This window comes from Catenulispora acidiphila DSM 44928, from assembly GCF_000024025.1.
Classification (GTDB): domain Bacteria; phylum Actinomycetota; class Actinomycetes; order Streptomycetales; family Catenulisporaceae; genus Catenulispora; species Catenulispora acidiphila.
The window spans coordinates 8,797,295-8,821,914 of the sequence record NC_013131.1 but is presented as its reverse complement, the minus strand read 5'-3'; the positions used below and the strand labels follow the sequence as shown (position 1 = coordinate 8,821,914).

Sequence of the window (24,620 nt, the reverse complement as noted above, 5' to 3'; positions counted from 1 at the left end):
ATGCGATGCAGCGGGATGTGATGCGGCGCGGATCGGTGCTGCGCGATGCTATGCGGGGCGGTGCGGCGATGCTGTGCGTCGCGATGCGATGTGGTGAGCGGTGTAGCGCGGCGCGGGGTGGGGCGATGCGCAGTGCGGTGGGGTGTGGTGCTGTGCGCCGAGATGCTGTTCGTGGTGTGCAGCGCTGCGATGGCCAGCGCATCCAATGCATCCAGTGCATCCGGCGCATCTAGGCCGGCGGCTTGAACCCATCGCCGTCGGTCTCGCCCCGAGGCTCCGCCGCACTCTCCGGGATCCGATCCTGCACCGGCGGCTGCGACTGTGGCTGCGACTGGTGCTGCGGCATCGCGGGCAGGTGCGCGCCTTCCGCAGAGCCCTGCCATGCTGCCGGCGCCGGTGCTCCGGCATAGGCGGGAGTCTGCGCCTGCGCCTGCTCCCATGCCGCCCTCTGCGCCGCCTCCGCGGTCCGCATCTGCCGCACCCGGCGCTCGGCGGTGATCGCCGCCAGGTAGGCCCATGGCGGTGTCCCGGCTGCCGGCAGCACCACGTAGCGCATGACCTCGCTCGCCAACTCGTGTGCCATGCGTGCCGCCACGTCCGGCCGCATCTCGTGCATGCGGGTCAGGAACTGGCGCGCCGACAGGGCCACGTCGTCGGGCAGCGCCGAGAGGTCCAGCTGCTGGGCCCAGCCGAGTAGCGGATACGGCATCGCCAGCGCCGCCATCCCCATCGGGCTCACGCCGACGTCCGGCGCCCGGTCGCGGACCACGACCGTGCCGGCGAGCCAGTCTCCGGTGCGGCGCCCCTGCTTCGAGCAGAACGAGGTCACCACCGCCAGCACTCCGACCGTGATGTAGAGGTCGAAGATCCCGGTCAGGGCACGCACCAACGCGTGCCGGAAGCGCACGGGCCCGCCGTCGGTGCGTACCACGCGCAGCCCGAGTGCCATCTTGCCCAGGGTGCGTCCGCGGCTGACCGTCTCCATCAGGGCCGTGTATCCGACCACCACCGCGACCGTCATGACGATCATCAGTCCGGCCATCACCGCGTCGTCGACGGTCCCGGCCGCGGCGACGATCCCGAGCACTGCGGCGAGCACGCCCAGCAGCCCGGCTTGCACCAGCAGGTCCAGGAGGCGGGCCAGCGCACGGCTCGGCAGCTTGGCGAGCCGGAGATCCAGGGCCACGCCCTCGCCGATGACCAGGTCGCTCAAGGTCGTAGTCTCCACTCCGGGGCGCTGAGGTTGTTGCGGCAACCGTAGACCGCTCATACCGTGGGCGCACAGTTTCTCACCAGAGACTTCTCATAGAGGCGGGGCTTCCGACGTGGACATCGACGCATACTCGGCGGCGCACCGCGCGGAGTGGTCGCGCCTCGCACAGTTGTCGAGCCGCAGCCGGGCTCTGGACGGCGCCGAAGCGGACGAACTGGTCGCGCTCTACCAGAACGTCGCCACGCACTTGTCCGTAGTGCGCTCCGCTATGCCGGACGCAGTAGTGGTCGGTCACCTGTCATCCCTCCTAGCGACCGCGCGCGGCGCCATCGCCGGACCGCGCGTTCCGGCGTGGAGGGAGATCCTCTACTTCTTCACCGATGGCTTCCCCGCCGCGCTCTATAGAGCGCGACGCTGGTGGATCGCCACTGCGGTGGTGTCACTGGTGGCTGCGTTCTTCATGGGCTGGTACATCGCGGCGAATCCGCGAGTACAAGGAGAGCTGGCCTCTCCCGATCTCGTGAACGGGGTCTTCCGTCCCGGCGGTCAGTTCGAGACGTACTACACGGAGTTCAGCCCGGGCTCGTTCGGGTTCAAGGTGTGGGTGAACAACGCCTGGGTGTCCGCGCTCGCGTTGTTCGGGGGCGTGACGCTGGTCTTCCCCTTCATCGCCATGTACATGAACACGGCGAACTTGGCCGTCGACGGCGGCTTCATGGCGGCACACGGCCGCTTCGGCACGTTCCTGTCGCTCGTCGCCCCGCACGGGATGCTGGAACTCACCGCGGTCTTCGTCGCCGGCGGATGTGGGATGCGCATCGCGTGGACGCTCCTGTCTCCGGGACCGCGTACCCGGGGCGAGGCACTGGGGGAGCAGGGACGGGTGCTCGGGACGATGGCGCTCGGGCTGGCGTGCGTGCTGCTGGTGTCCGGCTCGATCGAGGGGTTCGTGACGGGGCACACGTCCGCGCCGGTTCGTCTGACCATCGGATTCGCCGCCGAGTCGTTGTTCCTCGTATACGTGTTCTTCATCGGCCGGCGGTCTGCGCTGCGGGGCGAGACAGGTGACGTGAGCAGGGCGGACAGAGCGGACGCGGTACCCACGAGGGCTTAGACGCCGGGCGTCATCCGATCAGCGAACCGATGGTTTCAGCCCTCTGAGTGATGGGTACACAGCATCGATTGGTCCGGAGCCTCAGACGTGTGCCATACTTACGGAGTTCCCCTCTAAGAACCGGCATCGGCCTTCGGGTTGACACGCCTGTTCGGGGTGCGTAAGTTGGAGGGGTTGCTGTCAAGCAGGAACGGCGGGCGAGAGCCCAAAGAAACCATGCTAGAGTAACCAAGCCGCCGGGGCAAGGGTTTGATAAAGAATCCCCAACCGGTAATCGCAATCAAAACGAAAGTTGAAATTGCGAAGAACGTAGAGGATCTGCTAAGATCTAAAGCGAAGCAAGAACAAAAGAAAAACAGCAAGACCTGACAACGCCGGGTCGCAGCCGATCGGAACGAGAGTTCCGGGACGAGTGGTTCGGGCGTCTGTTTCTTGAGAACTCAACAGTGTGTGACGAATTGTGATGCCATGCGGCCTCGGTCCTGCGCTCCGTCTTTATTGATGTGAGCGGTGGTCCGAGTGTCTTGAACACATGGTTGGTAGACGCTCCCGACCCCCGTCGGGATGTCGGTCTACTTGCCAGGTGACTCTTCTGACACCGATTGCCGACCTTATTCCGGTCGGCTGGTGATAATCATCAATGGAGAGTTTGATCCTGGCTCAGGACGAACGCTGGCGGCGTGCTTAACACATGCAAGTCGAACGGTGAACCGCTTTCGGGCGGGGATCAGTGGCGAACGGGTGAGTAACACGTGGGTAACCTGCCCTCCACTCTGGGATAACTCCGGGAAACCGGGGCTAATACCGGATACGACTCGAGGCGGCATCGCCTCGGGTGGAAAGTTTTTCGGTGGAGGATGGACCCGCGGCCTATCAGCTTGTTGGTGGGGTAACGGCCTACCAAGGCGATGACGGGTAGCCGGCCTGAGAGGGCGACCGGCCACACTGGGACTGAGACACGGCCCAGACTCCTACGGGAGGCAGCAGTGGGGAATATTGCACAATGGGCGAAAGCCTGATGCAGCGACGCCGCGTGAGGGATGACGGCCTTCGGGTTGTAAACCTCTTTCAGCAGGGACGAAGCGCAAGTGACTGTACCTGCAGAAGAAGCACCGGCTAACTACGTGCCAGCAGCCGCGGTAATACGTAGGGTGCGAGCGTTGTCCGGAATTATTGGGCGTAAAGAGCTTGTAGGTGGCTCGTTGCGTCGGGAGTGAAAACCCGCGGCTTAACCGCGGGCCTGCTTCCGATACGGGCGAGCTAGAGTTCGGCAGGGGAGACTGGAATTCCTGGTGTAGCGGTGGAATGCGCAGATATCAGGAGGAACACCGGTGGCGAAGGCGGGTCTCTGGGCCGATACTGACACTGAGAAGCGAAAGCGTGGGGAGCGAACAGGATTAGATACCCTGGTAGTCCACGCCGTAAACGTTGGGAACTAGGTGTGGGGTCCATTCCACGGGCTCTGTGCCGCAGCTAACGCATTAAGTTCCCCGCCTGGGGAGTACGGCCGCAAGGCTAAAACTCAAAGGAATTGACGGGGGCCCGCACAAGCGGCGGAGCATGTGGCTTAATTCGATGCAACGCGAAGAACCTTACCTGGGCTTGACATGTTCGGTCTACCTGCAGAGATGTGGGGTGCTTTTGCGCCGTTCACAGGTGGTGCATGGTTGTCGTCAGCTCGTGTCGTGAGATGTTGGGTTAAGTCCCGCAACGAGCGCAACCCTCGTTCCATGTTGCCAGCGCGTTATGGCGGGGACTCATGGGAGACTGCCGGGGTCAACTCGGAGGAAGGTGGGGACGACGTCAAATCATCATGCCCCTTATGTCCAGGGCTGCACACATGCTACAATGGCCGGTACAGAGGGCTGCGATACCGCAAGGTGGAGCGAATCCCAAAAAGCCGGTCTCAGTTCGGATCGGGGTCTGCAACTCGACCCCGTGAAGTCGGAGTCGCTAGTAATCGCAGATCAGCAACGCTGCGGTGAATACGTTCCCGGGCCTTGTACACACCGCCCGTCACGTCACGAAAGTCGGTAACACCCGAAGCCGGTGGCCTAACCCCTTGTGGGAGGGAGCCGTCGAAGGTGGGACCGGCGATTGGGACGAAGTCGTAACAAGGTAGCCGTACCGGAAGGTGCGGCTGGATCACCTCCTTTCTAAGGAGCCTCTCGAACCCCAGCGCCCACGACATCGTGGGCCGGCCGTCGTGCCGCACGGCTGGTGTTCGCAGAGCAGTCCGGTTGATCACCCATTCGTGGTGGTGCCGGCGCTCATGGGTGGAACATCACAGAGAAGTCACACACTGTTGGGTCCTGAGGAAACAGCGGAGCCGGTTCTCGGAATCTTCGAGGCCGGCCGTTGTCTTCTTCAGAGCCGGATCGCTCGACGATCGCATACCGGGTCTTTTTCCTTTGTGGAAGAGACTGGCTGGTGCGCATCAAAGGTCGGGTGGTGAGCCGGTGGGTGTTTGAGATCTGAACAGTGGATGCGAGCATCTTTGTGGCCAAGTTTTTAAGGGCGCACGGTGGATGCCTTGGCACCAGGAGCCGATGAAGGACGTGGTAGACCGCGAAAGGCCTCGGGGAGCTGTCAAACGAGCTGTGATCCGAGGGTGTCCGAATGGGGGAACCCGGCCGTATGTGAGTGCGGTCACCCACGCCTGAATATATAGGGCGTGTGGAGGGAACGACGGGAAGTGAAACATCTCAGTACCGTCAGGAAGAGAAAACAACAGTGATTCCGGGAGTAGTGGCGAGCGAAACCGGATGAGGCTAAACCGTTTGCGTGTGATACCCGGCAGGGGTTGCGCAGGCGGGGTCGTGGGACTTTTCTATCAGGTCTGCCGGTCTGGTACAGAGTAAGAAACCAGTTGTGTAGTCGAAGGCGATGCGAAAGCGCCGGCATAGTGGGTAATACCCCCGTAGACGAAACATGGCTGGCTCTGGAGAAGTATCCCAAGTAGCACGGGGCCCGAGAAATCCCGTGTGAATCTGGCGGGACCACCCGCTAAGCCTGAATACTCCCTGGTGACCGATAGCGGACTAGTACCGTGAGGGAAAGGTGAAAAGTACCCCGGGAGGGGAGTGAAAGAGTACCTGAAACCGTGTGCCTACAAGCCGTGGGAGCTCCGCCAGGCCGGATTTATCCGGTTCTGGTCGTGACCGCGTGCCTTTTGAAGAATGAGCCTGCGAGTTAGCGTTGTGTGGCGAGGTTAACCCGGGTGGGGTAGCCGTAGCGAAAGCGAGTCCGAATAGGGCGTTTGAGTCGCATGACCTAGACCCGAAGCGTGGTGATCTAGCCATGGGCAGGGTGAAGCGCGGGTAAGACCGCGTGGAGGCCCGAACCCACCAGGGTTGAAAACCTGGGGGATGACCTGTGGTTAGGGGTGAAAGGCCAATCAAACCACGTGATAGCTGGTTCTCCCCGAAATGCATTTAGGTGCAGCGTCGTGTGTTTCTTCCCGGAGGTAGAGCACTGGATGGTCTAGGGGGCCTACAAGCTTACCGAAATCAGCCAAACTCCGAATGCCGGTGAAGTGATAGCGCGGCAGTGAGACGGCGGGGGATAAGCTTCGTCGTCGAGAGGGAAACAGCCCAGAACACCGGCTAAGGCCCCTAAGCGTGTGCTAAGTGGGAAAGGATGTGGAGTCGCATAGACAACCAGGAGGTTGGCTTAGAAGCAGCCACCCTTGAAAGAGTGCGTAATAGCTCACTGGTCAAGTGATTCCGCGCCGACAATGTAGCGGGGCTCAAGTACACCGCCGAAGCCGTGTCATTCATACATGAAGCCCGTCGCCCTAGTAAGGTGGCCAGGCGTATGGATGGGTAGGGGAGCGTCGTGCAGCCAGTGAAGTCCCGGGGTGACCCAGGGGTGGAGGCTGCACGAGTGAGAATGCAGGCATGAGTAGCGAATGCGACGTGAGAAACGTCGCCGCCGGATGACCAAGGGTTCCTGGGCCAGGCTAATCCGCCCAGGGTGAGTCGGGACCTAAGGCGAGGCCGACAGGCGTAGTCGATGGACAACGGGTTGATATTCCCGTACCCGCGAAGGTCCGCCCCATGTTGAGCCGGACGATGCTAAACCCGTTAAGCCCCCTGACACCTTCGGGTGTTGGGTGTGGTGGAGCCGGTGACCCGAGTCCGTAGTAGGCAAGCGATGGTGTGACGCAGGAAGGTAGCCCAACCCGGGCGGTGGTTGTCCCGGGGTAAGGATGTAGGACGTACGGTAGGCAAATCCGCCGTGCATATAGTCTGAGATCTGATGCCGAGCCCGTAGGGGCGAAGTGGGTGATCCTATGCTGCCGAGAAAAGCATCTAGCGAGGACCAAGCGGCCCGTACCCCAAACCGACACAGGTGGTCAGGTAGAGAATACCGAGGCGATCGGGTGAACCGTGGTTAAGGAACTCGGCAAAATACCTCCGTAACTTCGGGAGAAGGAGGGCTCTCTTTGGTGAACACCCTTGCGGTGTGAGCTGGGGGGAGTCGCAGAGACCAGCGAGAAGCGACTGTTTACTAAAAACACAGGTCCGTGCGAAGTCGCAAGACGATGTATACGGACTGACGCCTGCCCGGTGCTGGAACGTTAAGGGGACCGGTTAGGAAGCGATTCCGAAGCTGAGAACTTAAGCGCCAGTAAACGGCGGTGGTAACTATAACCATCCTAAGGTAGCGAAATTCCTTGTCGGGTAAGTTCCGACCTGCACGAATGGCGTAACGACTTCTCGACTGTCTCAACCACGGACCCGGCGAAATTGCACTACGAGTAAAGATGCTCGTTTCGCGCAGCAGGACGGAAAGACCCCAGGACCTTCACTATAGCTTGATATTGGTGTTCGACTCGGTTTGTGTAGGATAGGTGGGAGGCTGTGAAGTCCGGACGCTAGTTCGGGTGGAGCCGGCGTTGAAATACCACTCTGATCGTGTTGGATGTCTAACCTCGGTCCGTGATCCGGATCAGGGACAGTGTCTGGTGGGTAGTTTAACTGGGGCGGTTGCCTCCTAAAGAGTAACGGAGGCGCCCAAAGGTTCCCTCAGCCTGGTTGGCAATCAGGTGGCGAGTGCAAGTGCACAAGGGGGCTTGACTGTGAGACCGACAGGTCGAGCAGGTGCGAAAGCAGGGACTAGTGATCCGGCCATGGCTTGTGGAAGCGTGGTCGCTCAACGGATAAAAGGTACCCTGGGGATAACAGGCTGATCTTCCCCAAGAGTCCATATCGACGGGATGGTTTGGCACCTCGATGTCGGCTCGTCGCATCCTGGGGCTGGAGTAGGTCCCAAGGGTTGGGCTGTTCGCCCATTAAAGCGGTACGCGAGCTGGGTTTAGAACGTCGTGAGACAGTTCGGTCCCTATCCGCTGCGCGCGCAGGAGACTTGAGAAGGGCTGTCCCTAGTACGAGAGGACCGGGATGGACGGACCTCTGGTGTGCCAGTTGTTCTGCCAAGAGCATGGCTGGTTGGCTACGTTCGGGAAGGATAACCGCTGAAAGCATCTAAGCGGGAAACCTGCTTCAAGATGAGGTCTCCCACCCACTTGATGGGGTAAGGCTCCCGGTAGACCACCGGGTTGATAGGCCGGGCGTGGAAGCATCGTGAGGTGTGGAGCGGACCGGTACTAATAGGCCGAGGGCTTGACCACAAAGCTGATCATTGTTCAGCGATCTCTGCTGCTCGCATCCACTGTTTAGATCTGAGACCCCTACTGGCCTCGACATCGCCCCTTGTGTGGGGTGTGTGTCGGCTGGTTTGTCTCGTGTTGTTACGGCCGCCATAGCGGTGGGGAAACGCCCGGTCCCATTCCGAACCCGGAAGCTAAGCCCGCCAGCGCCGATGGTACTGCCAGGGGGACCTGGTGGGAGAGTAGGACGCGGCCGGACTAAAATTCACAGTTAGCCCCCGATGGGTTTCCATCGGGGGCTAACTGCGTTTCTGGGGCAATGTCGATGGCCGGATGCCTGAACGCTGAGGCCGCGATGGCCCTGGGTAATCCGTTGCCAGGAGCCTCTGGGTTTCTCATGGGCCGGGTAGCTCGCTGCCGAGCGGGCTTTGGTTGGTTCTGCCGGATCAGTTGTCTGTCGCCAGCCGCCTCTGTCGCCTGTTGCCGCAATCCCTAGCGGCCAAGCTGCATCCTGTCGGACTGTCTCAAGCGCTCGTGCTCTCATCTGCCAGCCCAACGTGCGTGCGTCTTGTGCGCGCCAGCTGTCAGCTTCTACAACCGTCCCGCGGCCTTCAGCGCCAGATACGCATCCGCCAGGGCCGGCGCGATGAGTGCCGGCGGCTGGTCGACGACCGTCACCCGGTGCTTCGCCAGCAGGTCTGCCACATGGCGGCGTTCGGCGCGGGCTCGTTCCGCTGATGCCGCCTCGTAGACGGCGGTCGCGTCGCCGCGGCCGCGGGCCATCTCCTCGATGCGGGGGTCGGCGACCGAGGCGACCACTACCTCGTGGCGGGCCGTCAGGCGGCCGATCACTGGGAGGAGGCCTTCTGTCATCGGTGCGGAGTCCAAGCTGGTCAGCAGGACCACCAGACAGCGCCGGGGGGCGCGGTTCAGGATGGTCGTGACCAGTCCTCTAGCGTCGAGTTCGATGAGTTCCGGTTCCAGGACCGCCATCGCGTCGGTGACTTGCGCGAGCGTCTGGCTCGCGGCGGTCCGTGTCACTGCGGTGCGGATACGGCGGTCGTATGCCAAGAGATCCACGCGGTCGCCGGCGCGCAGGGCCAGAGCCGTCAGTAGAAGGCCCGCGTCCAGGGCTGCGTCGAGGCGGACGCCGTCGGTGCCGAGCTCCTCCGTACCGATGCGGCCTGCGGCGGTGCGGCCGGTGTCCAGGACGATCAGGATCGCGCGGTCGCGTTCCGGGCGCCAGGTGCGGACCACGACGTCGTAGTGGTCGCCGATGTGGCGTCGGGCGGTGGCGCGCCAGTCGATGGAGCGGACGTCGTCGCCGACCGTGTAGTCGCGCAGCGAGTCGAACTCCGTGCCCTGACCGCGGACCAGCAGTGAGGTGCGGCCGTCGAGTTCGCGGAGTCGTGCCAGGCGGGAGGGCAGGTGGCGGCGTGACAAGAACGGCGGCAGGACGCGGATCCGCCACGGGCTGCGCATCGTGCGCTGCCGTGCGGCCAGTCCCAGCGGGCCGAAGGAGCGGATGCTGACGTGCTCGGCCTGGCGGTCTCCGCGACGTGTCGGCACCAGGACCGACTCGATCCGTCGCCGCTCGCCGGCCGGGATCGTGACCGCGTGCCGAGGCTGGACGATGGTCGGGTCAGCCAGGCGATTCGCTGAGCGTGCCGCCCCCTGCAACCCTGCTGACGGCGGCCACGCGTCGCGGATCAGGGCCCGCACTCGTCGCCCCGACGGATTGGTGACGACCAGCTGCACGCGTGCCGTCGCCCCGAGCCGCACGGTGGTGTCGCCGCTGCGCTCGAATCGCAGCGTCCGGACCGGACCGGCCAAGGCGACGTCCGCCAGCACCCCGACGACCACGACAGCCGCCACCACCGCGATGCCCGCCCACGACGGCAGCACCACGCCGACGAACACCGCGCCGAGCGCGGCCAAGACTCCGACACGCCAGGTCAGGGCCATGACAGCGCCTCTCGGGGACCAGCCGTCGCGCGCTCGGCGATCGCCGCCGACCGGCCACCGACGGCCCGACGGCGTGTACCGATCGCTCTATAAGAGTTCTGCACCACCGCGCTCGCCTACCGCGGAACCGGAACGGCGCCCAGCACTGCGTCCAGCACGCCGTCGGCGGTGCCGCCCTCCATCTCGGCCTCGGCGCGCAGGCGCACCCGGTGCCGCAGCGTCGGCTTGGCCAGCGCCTGGACGTCGTCCGGCGTGACGTACTCGCGCCCGGCGAGCCATGCCCAGGAGCGTGCCGTGTTCAGCAGTGCCGTGGCACCGCGCGGCGACACGCCCAGCGCCAGCGACGGTGAGACCCGCGTGGCGCGGGCCAGGTCGGCGATGTAGCCCAGCACCTCGCGGCTGACCATGACCTTGCGTACGGCGGCACGTGCGGCGGCCAACTCGGCGGGCCCGGCGACCGGCCGCACCCCGGCGGCGCCGAGGTCACGCGGATCGAAGCCGTTGGCATGCCGATCCAGGATGCCGATCTCCTCATCGCGCCCCGGAAGCGGCAGCACCAGCTTCAGCAGGAACCGGTCCAACTGCGCCTCCGGCAGCGGATAGGTCCCCTCGAACTCGACCGGGTTCTGCGTCGCGGCGACGAGGAACACCTCCGGCAGCATCCGCGGAAGCCCATCGACCGTGACCTGCCGCTCCTCCATCGCCTCCAACAAGGACGCCTGCGTCTTAGGCGGCGTCCGATTGATCTCATCGGCGAGCAGCAGGTTGGTGAACACAGGGCCCTCACGAAAGGAGAACTCCGCGGTCCGACTATCGAAGACGGCCGACCCGGTCACATCGCCCGGCATCAAGTCCGGAGTGAACTGCACCCGCTTGGAATCCAACGCCAAAGCCGCCGCCAAAGACCGCACCAGCAGCGTCTTCGCAACGCCCGGCACACCCTCCAGCAGCACATGCCCGCCAGACAGCAACGCGATCACCAGCCCGGTCACCGCCGAATCCTGCCCGACCACAGCCTTGGCGACCTCGGTGCGGACGGCCAGGAGCGCAGCGCGCGCGCCAGCAGGGTCGATCGACATGGCAGAACCCGAAGCACCAGCGCCCAGCGCGCCAGAGCCGGATGCGCCGGAGCTCGAAACACCAGCGCGAGACACGGAAACGCCCGTCTCGGAAGCGCCAGACACAGCAGCACTATGCACGCCAGCCTCTGCACCCGGCACACCAACGCCAGTCATGTCAGCTCCAGCTTCGGGCATGGAATCGCCAGATCCAGCAGCGCCGAGCGCGCCAGCACCAGCACCCCACACACCAGCGCCAGTTGCCCCAGCCCCAGCCCCAGACACTGGAGCGCCAGGCGCGCCAGACCCAGCAGCGCCAGGCACGCCAGCCCCAGCGCCCCACACCCCAGTCCCAGTCACGCCGACCTCACCATCGCTCGCACCAGAACCAGCCCTCTGTGGCGCTGCCTTCTCAGCCTCGCCCCCGCCGAAGTGTCCGGCGCCGGCCGGTTCCTCGTGCGTCATCTCGCTCTCCTGTCGCTTTGTCACAGGCGGCCGACTCCGGCTTCGAGGCGGTCCAGCGCTGAGGCCAATCCCACCAGGGCCGTGTCGTCGGCGGGTGGCGGTCCCGCCAGGATCGCCAGTGTTTCGGGTGCTGGGGGTCCGCCGCGGGTGGCGATGGCTGCCGCGATGTCGCTGACGGCGGCTGCTCGGGGTAGTCCGAGCCGTTGGGCCAGCCGGGAGCGGGTCGCCTCGCGCAGTGCTCCGGCTGCGCGGTCGGTGACGCGGCCGCGCTCGTACAGTCGTGCCCTGCCTTCGGCGGTCTCGGCCGCTCGGACTGCCACCGGCATGCGTTCGGCGACGACCGGGCCGAGGCGGCGTGCCTGCCACAGTGCCAGGAGTGCGATCGCCAGTACCAGGGTCAGTGCGCCCCAGCGCCAGCCGGCGGGCAGGACGTCGGTGAAGCTCTTCTGTCCGGACGCCGTCGCGCCCGGGTCCGCGCCGTCCGGCAGGTACCAGACGACCGTCGGGTGCTTGCCGAGCAGGCGCAGCGCCAGGGCCGCGTTGCCGTGGTCGGCGAGGCGGTCGTTGCGGAACAGCGTGCGGCTGCCGACCAGCACTGTGTCGTCCGACGCCGGTCCGGGCGCCGTCGCCAGTGCGTATCCGCCGGCGGTCGCGTAGCAGCCGGCTGCCATGCCGTTGAAGACGTCGCCATCGCCGATGTCGGCGTTGCCCGCGGCTGTGGCGTCGGCGTTCGTGCACGCCGGGTCGACCAGCTGCGCACCCTGCGACGGCTCGTCGACCTGCGTGGCCTGCGACGTCAGCAGCTCGGCCGACTCCGAATCCGGCTGCACCACGACGAGCCGCGCCACCGGCGTCGCCGCCACCGTGTCCAGTTGCAGCACGCTCAGCAGCCCCGGGTCGGTGACGAGCAACGTCACCTCGCCCTGCGCGCCCTGGACGGCGGCCAGCGCGTCCGCGGTGGTCCGCGCCGGTGTCACCGTCACGCCCCGATCCCGCAGCAGCGAAACCAGCGCGCGACCGCCGTCGGGCGAGGCGGAGTCCGGATCGAGCGTCCCGCCTCCGTTCCCTCCCAAGGTGAGAGCAGTGACCATGGCGCCGAGCAGCAGGACCGCGAGTGCGGCCAGCGGCCAGCGCCAGGTCCGCAGGGCGGTCATCGCCGCTCCGGCGGATCTGCCGGACCCGACGGAGTTGCTGAATATGATGACGTCTCAGAAGTCTCAGCCAGCCGCGGCAGCTCCCCGGCCAGCGAACCGCCGACCAGCCCGGCCGCACTCCCAGCCGGCACCCGCACCCGCGCCGCCGCGACCGCCTCGTCCACCGCCACCAGCCGCCGGTAGTCCTCGGGCCGCGCGGCTGCCTGCCCGTACCAGATGTCGTCGAAGACCCGTGCCGCCGCGCGCAGCGCGGGCGCCTGCTCCGGCAGCAGCGCCCCGGCTTCCCGCGCCGCCACATCCGCAGTGCGCCCCGGCCGCGGGTCCAGCACCGCCCGCTCCTCGAGCGCTGCGATGACCGCGCGCAGCCGGTCCCGGACCGCCTCGGCCCAGCGTCCGCCGGCCGCGTGCTCCTCCGACGCGCGCCGATACCCGGCGGCGTCCAGCGTCGCCGCTTCGTCGAACAGCGCCTGGTCGTCGGTGACCCGGCGCCGCACCGGTCCGTAGCGTCTCCGGATCACCACGGCGACGACCACCAGCAGCGCCAGGACGGCCAGCACCGCGGTCCAGCCCCGGCTCCCGCCGCCGGAGCCGCTGCCGAAAGCCTTGTCCCACAAGGTGGTCAGCTCGTGCCCGATCCAGTCCAGGGCCCGCCGGGTGAGCGAGGGGCGGGCGTGCGCGTAGGCCGGCTTGGCCAGCTCGTCGGCGGCCGCGCGGCGTGCGGCGTCGCGGCCGATGTCGATCGGTACGCCGGGAGGCGGCGTGACCGGAGCCCCCGGATCGGTCACGCGGTCGGGCCGTTCGCCGGCCCGGGCCCGCTTCCAACCGTGGCCGCCACAGCGCCACCCACAGCGCTACCTGCCGCGCCACTCGCAGCGACACCGGCAGCAGCCACCGAGCTGTCACGAGGCGTGCGAGCGTTCATCGCCATCTGGATGTCCAGACCCTCGCGCCGCATCCGCCGGTCCACATACTGCAGCGCCATCACCGACGCGGCGAAGGGCGACACCACCGACTGGATCCCCGCCGAGAACAACGCCCCCAGGAACACGTACAGCAGCGACACATGGTGCCCCGCGAACGTCCCGTCGCCGTTGTCGCTCACCGGGCTCAGATTCGACCCGACGACCACCTGCTCGACCACCGAGAGCACCACGGCGATCATCTCCGAGACCAGCAGCGCCAGCAGCGAGACCCCCAGCACCCGCCACCAGCCGCCCTTGACCAGCGTCGAGGACCGCTTCAGCGACCGCCGGACCGGCTGGTCCTCCAGGACCAGCGCCGCCCCGGCCAGCGACCACGCCACCCAGCGGTTGACGGCCAGCGTCACCGCGCCGCCGATCCCGAGCAGCAGCACCAGCGCCGCGAACGGGCTCCCGGCGACGGCCAGCAGCAGACCCGGGAGCGTGCCCAGGGCCAGTATCCCGAGCAGGACGACGAAGATCAGCAGCGAGAGCCCGACCAGCCGGGGCAGCCGCGGCCGGGTCAGCGTCCACACCTCGCCTAGCGTCACCGGCCGGCCCAGCACGGCCCGGGAGACCGCGGTGGTCAGCAGCCCGACCAGCAGCGAGACGATCAGCGCGTTCAGCAGAACGCTGGGCCGCAGCATCGCCAGGTCGTTGATCCCGGTGCCGCTGCCCAGCGTGGTGTTGTCGTTGACCAGCCCGGCGAGGAAGTGCAGGTAGAGGTAGTCCAGCGGGATCGCCACCGCCTGGCCGAGGGTGACCACCAGCGCGGACAGCCCGAGCATGACGCCGGGATGGGCCCGCATGGCGGTGATCGCGCCGTCGAGGATTTCCCCGGCTTGCAAAGGGCGCAAGGGGACCACTCCGCGGCCCAGTCCGGCCGGCGTGTACGCCGTCCGCGCGTCGCCCAGAGGCACGGAAGGGGACGTCGCGGGTCCGGTGACGTGGCTCATGGGCGGCGTGGACGCTTCTTCCTCGAGGCCGGACCGGCTCCCGCCCCGGCAGTGTGCACCCCAGCATGCAGGCAGCGCCGAGGACGGCGCCACCCCCGCACCAACACCCGTGATCCTTCCCAGTGGCACCGGGGATTCACCAAAAGCAGAAAGTAATGCGACGATGGTCCGCATGAAAGGTCGTGTGCTCATCGTCGACGATGACATAGCCCTGTCCGAGATGCTGGGCATCGCCCTGCGCGGCGAGGGTTTCGAGACCACGTCCGTCGCCGACGGCGACCGGGCCCTGCAGGTGTTCCGCGACTTCAAGCCGGACCTGGTACTGCTGGACCTGATGTTGCCCGGGCGCGACGGGATCGACGTGTGCCGGCTGATCCGCGGCGAGTCCGGGGTCCCGATCATCATGCTCACCGCCAAGAGCGACACGGTCGACGTCGTCGTCGGCCTGGAGTCCGGCGCGGACGACTACGTGATCAAGCCGTTCAAGGTCAAGGAGCTGGTGGCGCGGGTGCGCGCCCGGCTGCGCCGCGCCGACGAGCCCAAGCCCGAGACGCTGGCCATCGGCGATCTGTCGATCGACGTGGCCGGCCACTCGGTCAAGCGTGAGGGCCGGCAGATCCCGCTCACGCCGCTGGAGTTCGACCTGCTGGTCGCCCTGGCGCGCAAGCCCTGGCAGGTGTTCACCCGCGAGGTGCTGCTGGAGCAGGTCTGGGGCTACCGGCACGCCGCCGACACCCGGCTGGTGAACGTGCACGTGCAGCGGCTGCGCAGCAAGATCGAGGTCGACCCGGAGAATCCGGAGATCGTGGTCACCGTGCGCGGAGTGGGTTACAAAGCCGGTCCGGCTTAACGGCACGAGGAATTAGATGCGGGTCTCGAAGTTCACCGGCGGTGCCCGGCGTTTCGGCCGCGCCGTCCTGGAACTCCCCGGGACCTGGCGCGGCTCGCTGCAGTTGCGCGTGGTGTCGCTCACCTTGCTGCTGTCGATCGTCATCGCCTTCATCCTGGGCTGGGTGCTGAACAGCAAGATCCGCGACGGGCTGGTCCAGGCCAAGGAGAGCTCGTCGCTGGCCATGGTCAGCAGCGGGTTCAGCGAGGCCAGCGCGTCCATCGCGGCGGCCTCCGAAGGGCTGCGGACGACCACCGCCGGCGGCCTGCCGCCGCGCGACGGCGCCGGGGTCTGGGTCAACAGCCTGCCCACAATGGTCCAGAACCTGTGCAGCGGCGCGAACAGCGACACCTACCAGGTGATCCTGACCTCGGACGTCGCCGAGGTCCCGGTGCTCGGCTACACCTGCGGCGGGATCCTGTACAAGAGCATCCCGGACAAGCTGCCGGACAAGCTCCAGAACTTCAGCTCGGACGGGTTCCAGGCCCAGATGGTCACCACCGACCTGCAGTACGGCGTGCCCGCCGCGAGCGGCGCCGTGAGCCAGGTGGACACCTCTTCCGGCGCCGGGGCGATCGACCACACGACGCCCGGGCTGATCTACGGCGGATCGTTCACGCTGCCGGACGGGAACCACGGCAAGATCAACCTCTACTACGCCTTCCCGTTCACCACCGAGAGCGACGCCCTCAACTTCGACAACGAGATGATCGCGATCGCCGGCGCGGTGCTGGTCCTGGCCCTGGCCGGGGTCGCCTGGTTCATCACCCGGCTGGTGGTCACGCCGGTCCGGCAGGCCGCCGGGATCGCCGAGCGGCTCGCCGACGGCCGGTTCGACGAGCGGATGCGGGTGCGCGGCGAGGACGACCTGGCGCGGCTGGCGACCTCGTTCAACACCATGGCCGGCAACCTGCAGCGGCAGATCCGCAAGCTCGAGGAGCTCTCGCGGGTCCAGCGCCGCTTCGTCTCCGACGTCTCGCACGAGCTGCGCACTCCGCTGACCACGGTCCGGATGGCCGCCGACGTCCTGCACGACTCCCGCGAGGACTTCAGCGGCCCGACCGCGCGCTCGGCCGAGCTGCTGCAGACCCAGCTGGACCGGTTCGAGGAGCTGCTCGGCGACCTGCTGGAGATCAGCCGGTTCGACGCCGGCGCCGCGGTGCTGGACGCCGAGCCGGTGGACCTGCGGATGCTGGCCCGCCGCGTGGTCGACAGCAGCGCGGTGCTGGCCGAGCGCAAGGGCTCGGACGTGCGCATCGTCGCGCCGGACACGCCGTGCGTGGCCGAGATCGACCCGCGCCGCATCGAGCGGATCCTGCGCAACCTGGTGGTCAACTCCATCGAGCACAGCGAGGGCCGGCCGGTGGTGATCAAGGTCGCGGCCTCCGGCGACGCCGTCGCGGTCGCGGTGCGCGACTACGGCGTCGGCCTCAAGCCCGGCGAGTCCTCGCTGGTCTTCGGCCGCTTCTGGCGTGCCGACCCGGCTCGCGCGCGCACGACCGGAGGAACCGGTCTGGGTCTGGCGATCTCGCTGGAGGACGCCCACCTGCACCACGGCTGGCTGCAGGCCTGGGGCGAGCCCGGCGGCGGTTCGCAGTTCCGGCTGACGCTGCCCCGCACGGCCGGCCTGGAGCTGGTCCGCTCGCCGATCCCGCTGGAGCCGGACGACTCGCGCCACCACAAGCGCCAGGTCGAGGCCGCGCGGCTGGCCGCCGAGGGCGCCCTGGCCGCCACCCCGCGGCACAACGAACCGGATCTGACGGGACTGTCCGGCCGCGGTTCCGACAGGCTGGGGGAGCGCTGATGAGCGCGAGGGATCCAGAGCGCGGCGCTCTTCGGGACCGTGTGGCGCGCTGGGCCGCCGGGCTGCTCGCCGTGGCCGCCGTCGGAGGTGCGGCGGCGTGCGCCGGACCGCCGTCGAAGGGCGCCATCCACGGCGTCACGCTGAACAAGAGCCGCAACAACGTCGTCATCCTCGCCCGCGAACCCACGAACACCATGGCGCCGGCGGCTTTGGTGCTGGCCTTTCTGCAGGCGCTGACCGGCGACCAGAAGGACGCCTCCTTCAGCGTCGCCCAGGAGTACCTGACGCCTGACGCCCGCGCGAAGTGGGATCCGGCGACCTCCCCGACCAAGATCGTGCAGTACGCGAATCCGTACATCGACACCGGGCAGAGCGCCGGCGGCGCGCAGCCCGCCTTCGGCTCGTCCAGCGCGCCCCAGGCGGCGCCGCCCTCGCCGGCCGCCGTCGGCGACACGGTCACGGTCACCGCGAAGGGCCCGGAGTCCGCGCAGGTCGACCAATACGGCTTCTTCCAGTACGTCTCGCCGCAGACCGCCGCGGAGAGCTTCTCGGTGAAGTACCTCGGTCCGGCGACGGGCTGGCGAATAGCCACGCCGCCGGAGTTCCGGATGGTCCTCCCCGAAGCGTTCAAGCGTGCCTACCAGACCTACCAGTCTCCGCTGACGGTGTATCTGCCCACCCACGGCGGGCCGGCGCAGATGGACCAGGTGTACCTGACCCAGGACACCGGCAAGGTCGACTACACCTACGGCGCCCTGGCCAGCGCCGTGCTGCACGGCCGGTACCCCTCGCAGAACTCGAACCTGGAGCTCCAGGCGGTCACCGTGGACCCGTCCGGTCTGGCCACGGTCTCCCTGAAAGCCCTGCCGGCCGGCACGACCGACATCACGGACGTCCGGCAGGCCCTGGTCGACACCTTCCGGGACGCCTCGGAGACCCAGCAGCTGCTCTCCCCGACCCCGCTCATCCGCATGAGGGTCGTCTATCCCGGTTGCGGCACGGCGTGCTCCTCCCAGGACGTCGCCCCGTACACCCCGGGAGCGCCGACGGTGTACTGGGTATGCCAGCAGAAGGGGCAGAACGACACGAACGCCGCGATCGTCTCCAAGCAACTGGTCACCGGCGCGAGTGCCACCTCGCCGACCGTCTGCCCCGCGAACGGCGCGAAGGTGCCCTCGGTGGTGGGCATGGCCGGCGTCCCGGTGTCGCCGGACACGCTGATCGCGGTGAAGCAGACCCCCGACTCCGCGGACGTCAAGACGCCGTCGGGCACGACCATGGTGGCCGTGGTGCGCAACGACGGAGCCGTGGTCGTCCTCAACGACAAGAACGCCGACCAGCAGGTCTGGTACACCCCGGCGAAGACGGGCAAGATCACCGATCTGGAGTGGGACCCGGTGGACGGCGCGCTGTGGGTCGTCGACAACAACTCGCTCTACCGGGTGCGGGACCCCGGGGGCAAGGGCCCGGGCGGCGCGCAGGACCAGGTGCTGGCCCCGGGCCTGACGGTCTCGCGCTTCAAGCCCTCGCCGGACGGACTGCACGCGGTCGTGGTGGGCGGACAGCCCGCGTCCGGCGGTCCCGGCTCGGCGAACAACGCGCAGCCGGCGTGGATGGCGACCATCGACCGCACCGGCGACACGCCGAGCCTGTCCACCGACACGGTCTTCCAGCTGCTGGCCGGCTGGCCGCAGACGCAGGACCTGTCGTCGGTGACCCTGCAGACCGCCACCGACGCCGCGTGGGCCGACGCCCGCACCGTGGTGATCCTCGGGACCCAGGCCGAGACGAGCACGCCGAAGCTCTTCAAGGTGTATCTGGACGGGTCGCAGGACTCGACGATCATGGATCCGGACGACGCCCAGCCCGCCGCCCTGCACATCGGCGCGGTCACCGTCCCCTCCCTGGGGCATCCGTCGATGTGGACCTTCAGCGACGCGCCCGGGCCCGCCGACTCGGCGCCCACCGTCTCCTACTTCAAGCGCACGGGCGGTTCGGACAGCTCCCAGGAGATCGGGTCGAGCCCGGTGCTGGCGACGGTGGCGTCGGGCTGACCCGGCTGACCCGACTGACCCGGCTGGCGCGCGGCATCGGGCATAGCGGATAATTCCGCCACGTTCCGACCACAGCGCGAACCGGGGGTCCGATGCCGCTGATCCGCCCGCTCTGGGCTGCCCTGCTGGACCTGGCCGCCGAGCGCGACTGCGGCGGCTGCGGGCGTCCGCAGCCCTCTGGAGAGCCGCTCTGTGAGGACTGCGACGCCTTGTTGGCCGAAGGCGGACCGTGGCGCACGCTGGCCGCGGTGCCCGGTACGCCGCGCACGCACGCCGTGGCGCGCTACGAGGATCCGATTCGGACGATGCTCATCGGGTACAAGGAGCGCGGCCGCACCGATCTGCGGCGCGCGTTGGGCCGGGCACTCGCCCGGGCCGTCGCGCAGACCCTCGACGCGACGGGCGGCGAAGCGGATTTTGCGGTGGGCAGCACGGTTTCGGCGCCGGTGGCGCTGGTCCCGATGCCTTCGCGCCGCGAGGTCGTCCGCGAGCGCGGTGCGGACACCACGGCCCGGCTGGCCCGGACCGCCGCGCGAGCGCTGCGCGAAGTCGGGGCTCCGGTGCGTGCCGTGCCCGCGCTGTGCCACGCGCGAGCCGTGCGGGACCAGGCCGGGCTCTCCCGCGAGGAGCGCCAGGCGAACCTGTCGGGGGCGCTGCGGGCCCGCCGTGCGGCTGCTGCCGCCGGTGTCGCGGCCTCCCGAGTGGTCCTCGTCGACGACATCAGCACCAGCGGCGCCAGCCTCGCCGAGGCGGCCCGCGCGCTGCGGACGGCCGGCGTGCCGGTCCTGGGCGCGGCCACGATCGCCGCCGCGCGGGTGCGTTCCTGACCGCTCCGGAGCCGGTATCCCGAGGAGTCTCATTCTGTGAACCGCCGAGGAATCACCACGAAACCCCGCACAAACCCCGGTCGAACACCGTTCCGATCACTCGAACGGTCCAACGCCCCGTTCGGCCTCTTCCGCCGAGGGCGATCCGGGGCTAGTTTTCAGCCATAGGCACTCGGCAACGAGACAGTGAGCAGGCACGATGCGCACGAGTCAGCACATAATCAGCCGTCTGTAGCAGGCGGCCCGCCATCTTCCGACGGCTATTCCCCCTCAAACCCCTCCCGTCCCGGCCGTACCTCCGGCGACTTTCGTCGGACCCCGTATCGGCTGTGACTCCCTCCACTCGGAATCCCGGGCACCTAAGCGACCCGGCGTACGTTGGAGATCTAACAGGCACAGAGATCGACAAGCACAGTCCGATCCACAAGGACAGATCAAGGCAAGAGCAGTCCCCGATCACTTCGCGGAGGCGCCGCTGGATCAACTCTCATCCGACGCCGAAGCCGAGGCCATGGAGCCCGGTACAGATCTGAACGCGAGATTGGAGAACGCGCGTGGACATCGTCGTCAAGAGCCGCCATCACGAGGTGACCGACCGGTTCCGTCGGCACGTGGTGGAGAAGTTGGCCAAGGTGGAGGAGATGGATGGCAAGGCCATCAGCCTCACCGTCGTGCTGGGCGAGGAGAAGAACCCCCGCCAGTCCGAGCAGAAGGACCGGATCGAGCTGACGCTGGACTGCCCCCGGTCCCCGGTGATCCGGGCCGAGGCGTGCGCCGGCGACCCGTATTCGGCGCTCGATCTGGCCGCGGCCAAGCTCCAGGCGCAGCTCCGCAGGGTCAAGGACCGGCGGAAGATCCACCGCAACCGCAAGGCGATCGCCGACTCCATCAAGCACCTCCCGCCGATGGCGGACCTGCCGCCGGGCACCGCGCCGCTGCTGACGTCGGACGGCGCCGCCGGGGACAACCCCGAGGTGGACCTGCCGGCCTACGGCGTCCCCGGCCAGGCCGGCGAGGGCCCGATGGTGGTGCGGGAGAAGACCCACGCCGCGGCTCCGATGACGCTCGACCAGGCGCTGTACGAGATGGAACTCGTCGGCCACGACTTCTACCTCTACGTCGACAAGGACTCCGGCCTGCCGGCGGTGGTCTACCGGCGCCGCGCCTACGACTACGGCGTGATCCACCTCGAAGCCGCCGAGGAGATGGCCGAGCCCATGATCAACGGCTCGTCGCCGTCGGACCGGATGGCCAGCGCACGGCGCTGATCGGCGCTTTCCCTTCGGCTGACGCGCAGCCGACAGGACTCTGATCTCAAGGAACTCTCTCGCGGAGCCGGCTTATCGGCTCCGCGAGGTGTTGTGAGGGTTCAACGATCACTCAATTGGGTAATGTCACATGTCCCCTCGAGGTGCCATCATGGTCCTGTGTCGGAAGCCATAAGAGTCCTCATAGCCGACGACCACACGCTCCTGCGGCGGGGGCTGGCCGTCGTGCTCGACACCGAGGACGACATCGAGGTCGTGGGCGAGGCGTCGGACGGCGCCGAGGCCCTGCACAAGGCCCAGGAGCTGGCTCCGGACGTGGTGATCCTCGACGTGCGGATGCCCGACACGGACGGCCTCACCGCCTGCGCGGCGATCAAGCGCTCGGTCCCGGACACCAAGGTCATCATGCTGACCTCCAGCGACGAGGAGACCGACCTGTACGAGGCGGTCAAGTCCGGCGCCTCCGGGTACCTGCTCAAAAGCGTGCTGCCGCATACCATCCCCGACGCCCTGCGCGCCGTCCAGCGCGGTGAATCACAGGTCAGTCCCTCGATGGCGGCGAAGCTGATGACCGGCTTCGCCGCTTTGGCACGCGGCGCCGACGCCGCCCCGGCGCCCGGTCCCGTCTCCTCGGCGCCCAAGCTCACCGACCGCGAGATGGAAGTCCTCAAGCTGGTCGCCACGGGGCGCAACAACCGGGAGATCGCCAAGGAGTTGTTCATCACCGAGAACACAGTGAAGAACCACGTCCGCAACATCCTGGAGAAGCTGAACCTCCACTCCCGGATGGAAGCCGTGGTCTACGCGGTGCGGGAGAAACTGCTGGAGATCACCTAGCGTTCGCTGCTTGACATCGCAAGACTCACCCCGCGTAGGTTCGTGACCATGGAGATATCCGTGACGTTGAGAGACGCCGCGGACGGCGGGGTGATAGCGCGCACGGTGGTGCCGTCGGAGAGTCTGCCCCCGGCGTTCGACGGAACGCAGATGCTCGAGGCCGCCGGCCAGGTGTGGCGGGTGGTCCGCGCCGAGCCGGCCTTCCGCGAGGAGTACGAGCTGATCGGCGAGATGGAACTGACCCTGCGCCGCGTGGAGCAGGAACCCCGGGTCGAGATGATGCCCGCCCGCGACATCCACTTCAGCATGTCCAGCATCAGCGACCGCCTCCCGGACATCGCCGGACCCTTGGACGGCCGCACGGTCCTGCTGGTCAAGGACGACCTGTGGCGCGACGTGGAGCTGGTCAGCGCCCGCGGAGCAGCCGCGATCGAGGAGAACCTGCTCGCCATCCGCCGCATCCAGGACGAGTTCCGCTCCGGACCCGGCTTCACCGAGATCCACCTGCGCACCGACCCGGCCGCACCGCTGGCCGGCGTCACGCTCACGGTCGAGGACCTGGCCGCCGGCCTGGGCACCACGACCCACTTCGTCCGCCCGGTCGCGATCGAGGGCCGCGGCGTGGTCCAGGGCGGCTACGCCCTGTCGGTCGTCGACGGCGTGCACGTCTACGGACTCGTCGACACCGCAAGCCGGGTGACGGTCGCCGGAGTGTACCGCACGGGCATCGCCGGAGCGGACGTCGCGGGCGCCTTCGGGGGACTGCTGCGCGAGCGCGGGCTGGAGCTGGTCGACTGGCGCGGCGGGCTGCGCACGGACGACGCCGAGGTGCTGGTCGGGTGGTTCGGGGCGCCGCCGCAGCCGTTGTGGCGGTAGCGCGGGCGGCTGATAGCGGTCAGCACAGCGACCACAGTGGTGGATGAAGTGGATGAAGTAGCGCGGCAGGCTACGGCGCCGAGGCGATGATCAGCTGCTTCGAGCGCCGCCGCAGCCGTTGTGGCGGTAGCGCGGGCGGCTGATAGCGGTCAGCACAGCGACCGCAGTGGTGGATGAAGTGGATGAAGCAGTGCGGCAGGCTGTGGCGCCGAGGCGATGATCAGCTGCTTCGAGCGCCGCCGCAGCCGTTGTGGCGGTAGCGCTCGGTGCCTGATGTGTTCGGTGCCTGATGTGTTCGGTGTCTGATGTGTTTGGCGCGCGGCGGGGGAGTAATAGCTGAAGCGCCGTTCCCTCAGCTGAGCGCGATCCTCAACGCTCCCGCCGCAGTCGGCGGCGTCACCTGCTCCACCGCGACGGCGTCGCAGCCGACCCACAGCGCGGCTTCCCTCAACGCGTCGGCCATCGGCTGCACCGCGTTCGCCGTGTCCAGCGACACCTTCCGCGCGACCAGCGTCTTGCCCTCGCGCTTGGGGTCCACGCGGCCCAGGAGCTTGCCGCCGGCCAGCAGCGGCATCGCGAAGTAGCCGTGGACCCGCTTGGCGGCCGGGGTGTAGGCCTCGATCCGGTGCACCATGCCGAAGATGCGCTCCATCCGGTCGCGCTCCCAGATCAGCGAGTCGAACGGGGACAGCAGCGTCGTCCGGTGCCGGCCGCGCGGGCCGCCGGCGGCCAGCAGCTCCAGCGCCGCGGGGTCGGCCCATGCCGGATGGCTCCAGCCGCGCACGGTCACCGGGATCAAGCCGGTCCGCTCCATCAGAGGCTTGGCATCAGGGATCTTCAACCGGTAGTAGTCGGCCAGATCGCCTATCGTTCCGACGCCCAGCCGCCGGCCGGCCTGCGCCAGCAGGCGGACGTGCGATTCCTCGCGGGTCGGCTCCGGCGCGTCCAGCACCGCCTTCGGCAGCGCCCGCTCCGGCAGGTCGTACACCCGCCGCCAGCCGCGCCGCTCGACGCACACCACGTCGCCGGTCGCCAGCATCTTCTCGACCGCGACCTTGCTCTCCGACCAGTCCCACCACTCGGCGCTCTTGCGCGCCCCGCCGAAGTCCGAGGTCATGCACGGACCCTCGTCCCGCAGCTTGCCCAGCACCATCGCCTCGGCCTCGCCGGTGGTCGGCATGCCCCAGCCGCCGTTGGCCCGCGCGCGGAAGGCCGCGCGGCGGTAGGCGAACGTCGGCCAGTCCTGGACCGGCAGGATGCAGGCGGCGTGAGCCCAGTACTCGAAGGTCGACGCGCCGTGCGCCTCGTGGTTCCAGTACGCGTGCTCGATCGCCTCGCGTCCGATCGCGCCGAGCCGGGCGTAGGGGACCAGCTCGTGCGAGCGTGCCAGCACACTGATGGTGTCCAGTTGGACCGCGCCCAGGTGCTGCAGCAGACCCGCGACGCCGCCGCGCCGGTCCGGTACGCCGATCAACCTCTGCGCGTGCAGAGCCAGGCGCCGGGCCTCGGCGGCGGACAGTTCGGTGTGGGGCACGGGTACGGACGTCACATCCGTCACGCTAGCGGT

At 67.8% G+C, this 24,620-nt stretch carries 15 protein-coding genes and 3 rRNA genes; 11 read left to right on the top strand and 7 right to left on the bottom strand.

Going from position 1 to position 24,620, the window contains the following annotated elements; translation table 11 throughout:
• Nucleotides 1–229: 229 nt before the first annotated feature.
• Nucleotides 230–1,213 (bottom strand): RDD family protein, encoded by a 984-nt coding sequence (locus CACI_RS37575; RefSeq protein WP_015796150.1) that lies wholly within the window; start codon nucleotides 1,211–1,213, stop codon nucleotides 230–232.
• A 112-nt stretch (nucleotides 1,214–1,325) separates the two neighbouring features.
• Here CACI_RS37575 and CACI_RS37570 point away from each other — a divergent pair, with 112 nt between their 5' ends.
• From CACI_RS37570 to rrf, 4 genes are all read left to right on the top strand, one after another.
• Nucleotides 1,326–2,327 carry a stage II sporulation protein M gene (locus CACI_RS37570; protein ID WP_015796149.1) on the top strand — a complete coding sequence of 334 codons (1,002 nt, stop codon included), beginning with the start codon at nucleotides 1,326–1,328 and terminating at the stop codon, nucleotides 2,325–2,327.
• A gap of 637 nt (nucleotides 2,328–2,964) precedes the next feature.
• Nucleotides 2,965–4,483, top strand: a 16S ribosomal RNA gene (locus CACI_RS37565).
• A gap of 345 nt (nucleotides 4,484–4,828) precedes the next feature.
• A 23S ribosomal RNA gene (locus CACI_RS37560) occupies nucleotides 4,829–7,962 on the top strand.
• Nucleotides 7,963–8,083: 121 nt separating this feature from the next.
• Nucleotides 8,084–8,200: ribosomal RNA gene (gene rrf / locus CACI_RS37555) — 5S ribosomal RNA — on the top strand.
• The 16S, 23S and 5S rRNA genes sit together here, the layout of an rRNA operon.
• Nucleotides 8,201–8,532: 332 nt before the next feature.
• Here rrf and CACI_RS37550 read toward each other — a convergent pair.
• The 5 genes from CACI_RS37550 to CACI_RS37530 form a co-directional block, all read right to left on the bottom strand.
• Nucleotides 8,533–9,906 carry a DUF58 domain-containing protein gene (locus CACI_RS37550; RefSeq protein WP_015796148.1) on the bottom strand — a complete coding sequence of 458 codons (1,374 nt, stop codon included), beginning with the start codon at nucleotides 9,904–9,906 and terminating at the stop codon, nucleotides 8,533–8,535.
• A 116-nt stretch (nucleotides 9,907–10,022) separates the two neighbouring features.
• Nucleotides 10,023–10,985, bottom strand: coding sequence for an AAA family ATPase (locus CACI_RS37545; RefSeq protein WP_015796147.1), 963 nt, complete (start codon nucleotides 10,983–10,985; stop codon nucleotides 10,023–10,025).
• Nucleotides 10,986–11,449: 464 nt separating this feature from the next.
• Nucleotides 11,450–12,583, bottom strand: coding sequence for a DUF4350 domain-containing protein (locus CACI_RS37540; protein ID WP_015796146.1), 1,134 nt, complete (start codon nucleotides 12,581–12,583; stop codon nucleotides 11,450–11,452).
• On the bottom strand, nucleotides 12,580–13,368 hold the full coding sequence (locus CACI_RS37535) for a DUF4129 domain-containing protein (protein ID WP_015796145.1): 789 nt from the start codon (nucleotides 13,366–13,368) through the stop codon (nucleotides 12,580–12,582). The genes CACI_RS37540 and CACI_RS37535 overlap by 4 nt, the downstream gene beginning before the upstream one ends.
• Entirely contained in the window at nucleotides 13,365–14,498 is a 1,134-nt protein-coding gene (locus tag CACI_RS37530; protein WP_015796144.1) for an integral membrane protein, read from the bottom strand. Before CACI_RS37530 ends, CACI_RS37535 begins: the two co-directional genes overlap by 4 nt.
• Nucleotides 14,499–14,670: 172 nt before the next feature.
• On the opposite strand from CACI_RS37530, the gene mtrA reads away from it, so the two are divergent.
• The 7 genes from mtrA to CACI_RS51750 all read left to right on the top strand — a co-directional run bounded on the left by mtrA (nucleotide 14,671) and on the right by CACI_RS51750 (nucleotide 23,053).
• Complete coding sequence (gene mtrA, locus CACI_RS37525) at nucleotides 14,671–15,348, top strand: MtrAB system response regulator MtrA (RefSeq protein ID WP_041543366.1); 678 nt, start codon at nucleotides 14,671–14,673, stop codon at nucleotides 15,346–15,348.
• A 16-nt stretch (nucleotides 15,349–15,364) separates the two neighbouring features.
• On the top strand, nucleotides 15,365–17,191 hold the full coding sequence (gene mtrB / locus CACI_RS37520; RefSeq protein WP_015796142.1) for an MtrAB system histidine kinase MtrB: 1,827 nt from the start codon (nucleotides 15,365–15,367) through the stop codon (nucleotides 17,189–17,191).
• Nucleotides 17,191–19,245, top strand: a complete 2,055-nt coding sequence (locus CACI_RS37515; RefSeq protein WP_015796141.1) for a hypothetical protein — start codon at nucleotides 17,191–17,193, stop codon at nucleotides 19,243–19,245. The genes mtrB and CACI_RS37515 overlap by 1 nt, the downstream gene beginning before the upstream one ends.
• 92 nt (nucleotides 19,246–19,337) lie before the next feature.
• Nucleotides 19,338–20,072, top strand: a complete 735-nt coding sequence (locus CACI_RS37510) for a ComF family protein (protein ID WP_015796140.1) — start codon at nucleotides 19,338–19,340, stop codon at nucleotides 20,070–20,072.
• 554 nt (nucleotides 20,073–20,626) lie between these two features.
• Nucleotides 20,627–21,340 (top strand): ribosome hibernation-promoting factor, HPF/YfiA family, encoded by a 714-nt coding sequence (hpf, locus tag CACI_RS37505; protein WP_015796139.1) that lies wholly within the window; start codon nucleotides 20,627–20,629, stop codon nucleotides 21,338–21,340.
• A 123-nt stretch (nucleotides 21,341–21,463) separates the two neighbouring features.
• Nucleotides 21,464–22,177: a response regulator gene (locus CACI_RS37500; protein ID WP_063643558.1), complete on the top strand. Its 714-nt coding sequence runs from the start codon at nucleotides 21,464–21,466 to the stop codon at nucleotides 22,175–22,177.
• Between the two features lie 60 nt (nucleotides 22,178–22,237).
• The gene (locus tag CACI_RS51750; RefSeq protein ID WP_190276680.1) at nucleotides 22,238–23,053 is read left to right on the top strand and encodes a hypothetical protein; all 816 of its coding nucleotides are present in this window, start codon (nucleotides 22,238–22,240) and stop codon (nucleotides 23,051–23,053) included.
• 352 nt (nucleotides 23,054–23,405) lie between these two features.
• Here CACI_RS51750 and CACI_RS37490 read toward each other — a convergent pair whose 3' ends face one another.
• Nucleotides 23,406–24,611 (bottom strand): winged helix-turn-helix domain-containing protein, encoded by a 1,206-nt coding sequence (locus CACI_RS37490; protein ID WP_015796136.1) that lies wholly within the window; start codon nucleotides 24,609–24,611, stop codon nucleotides 23,406–23,408.
• Between the last annotated feature and the right edge of the window lie 9 nt (nucleotides 24,612–24,620).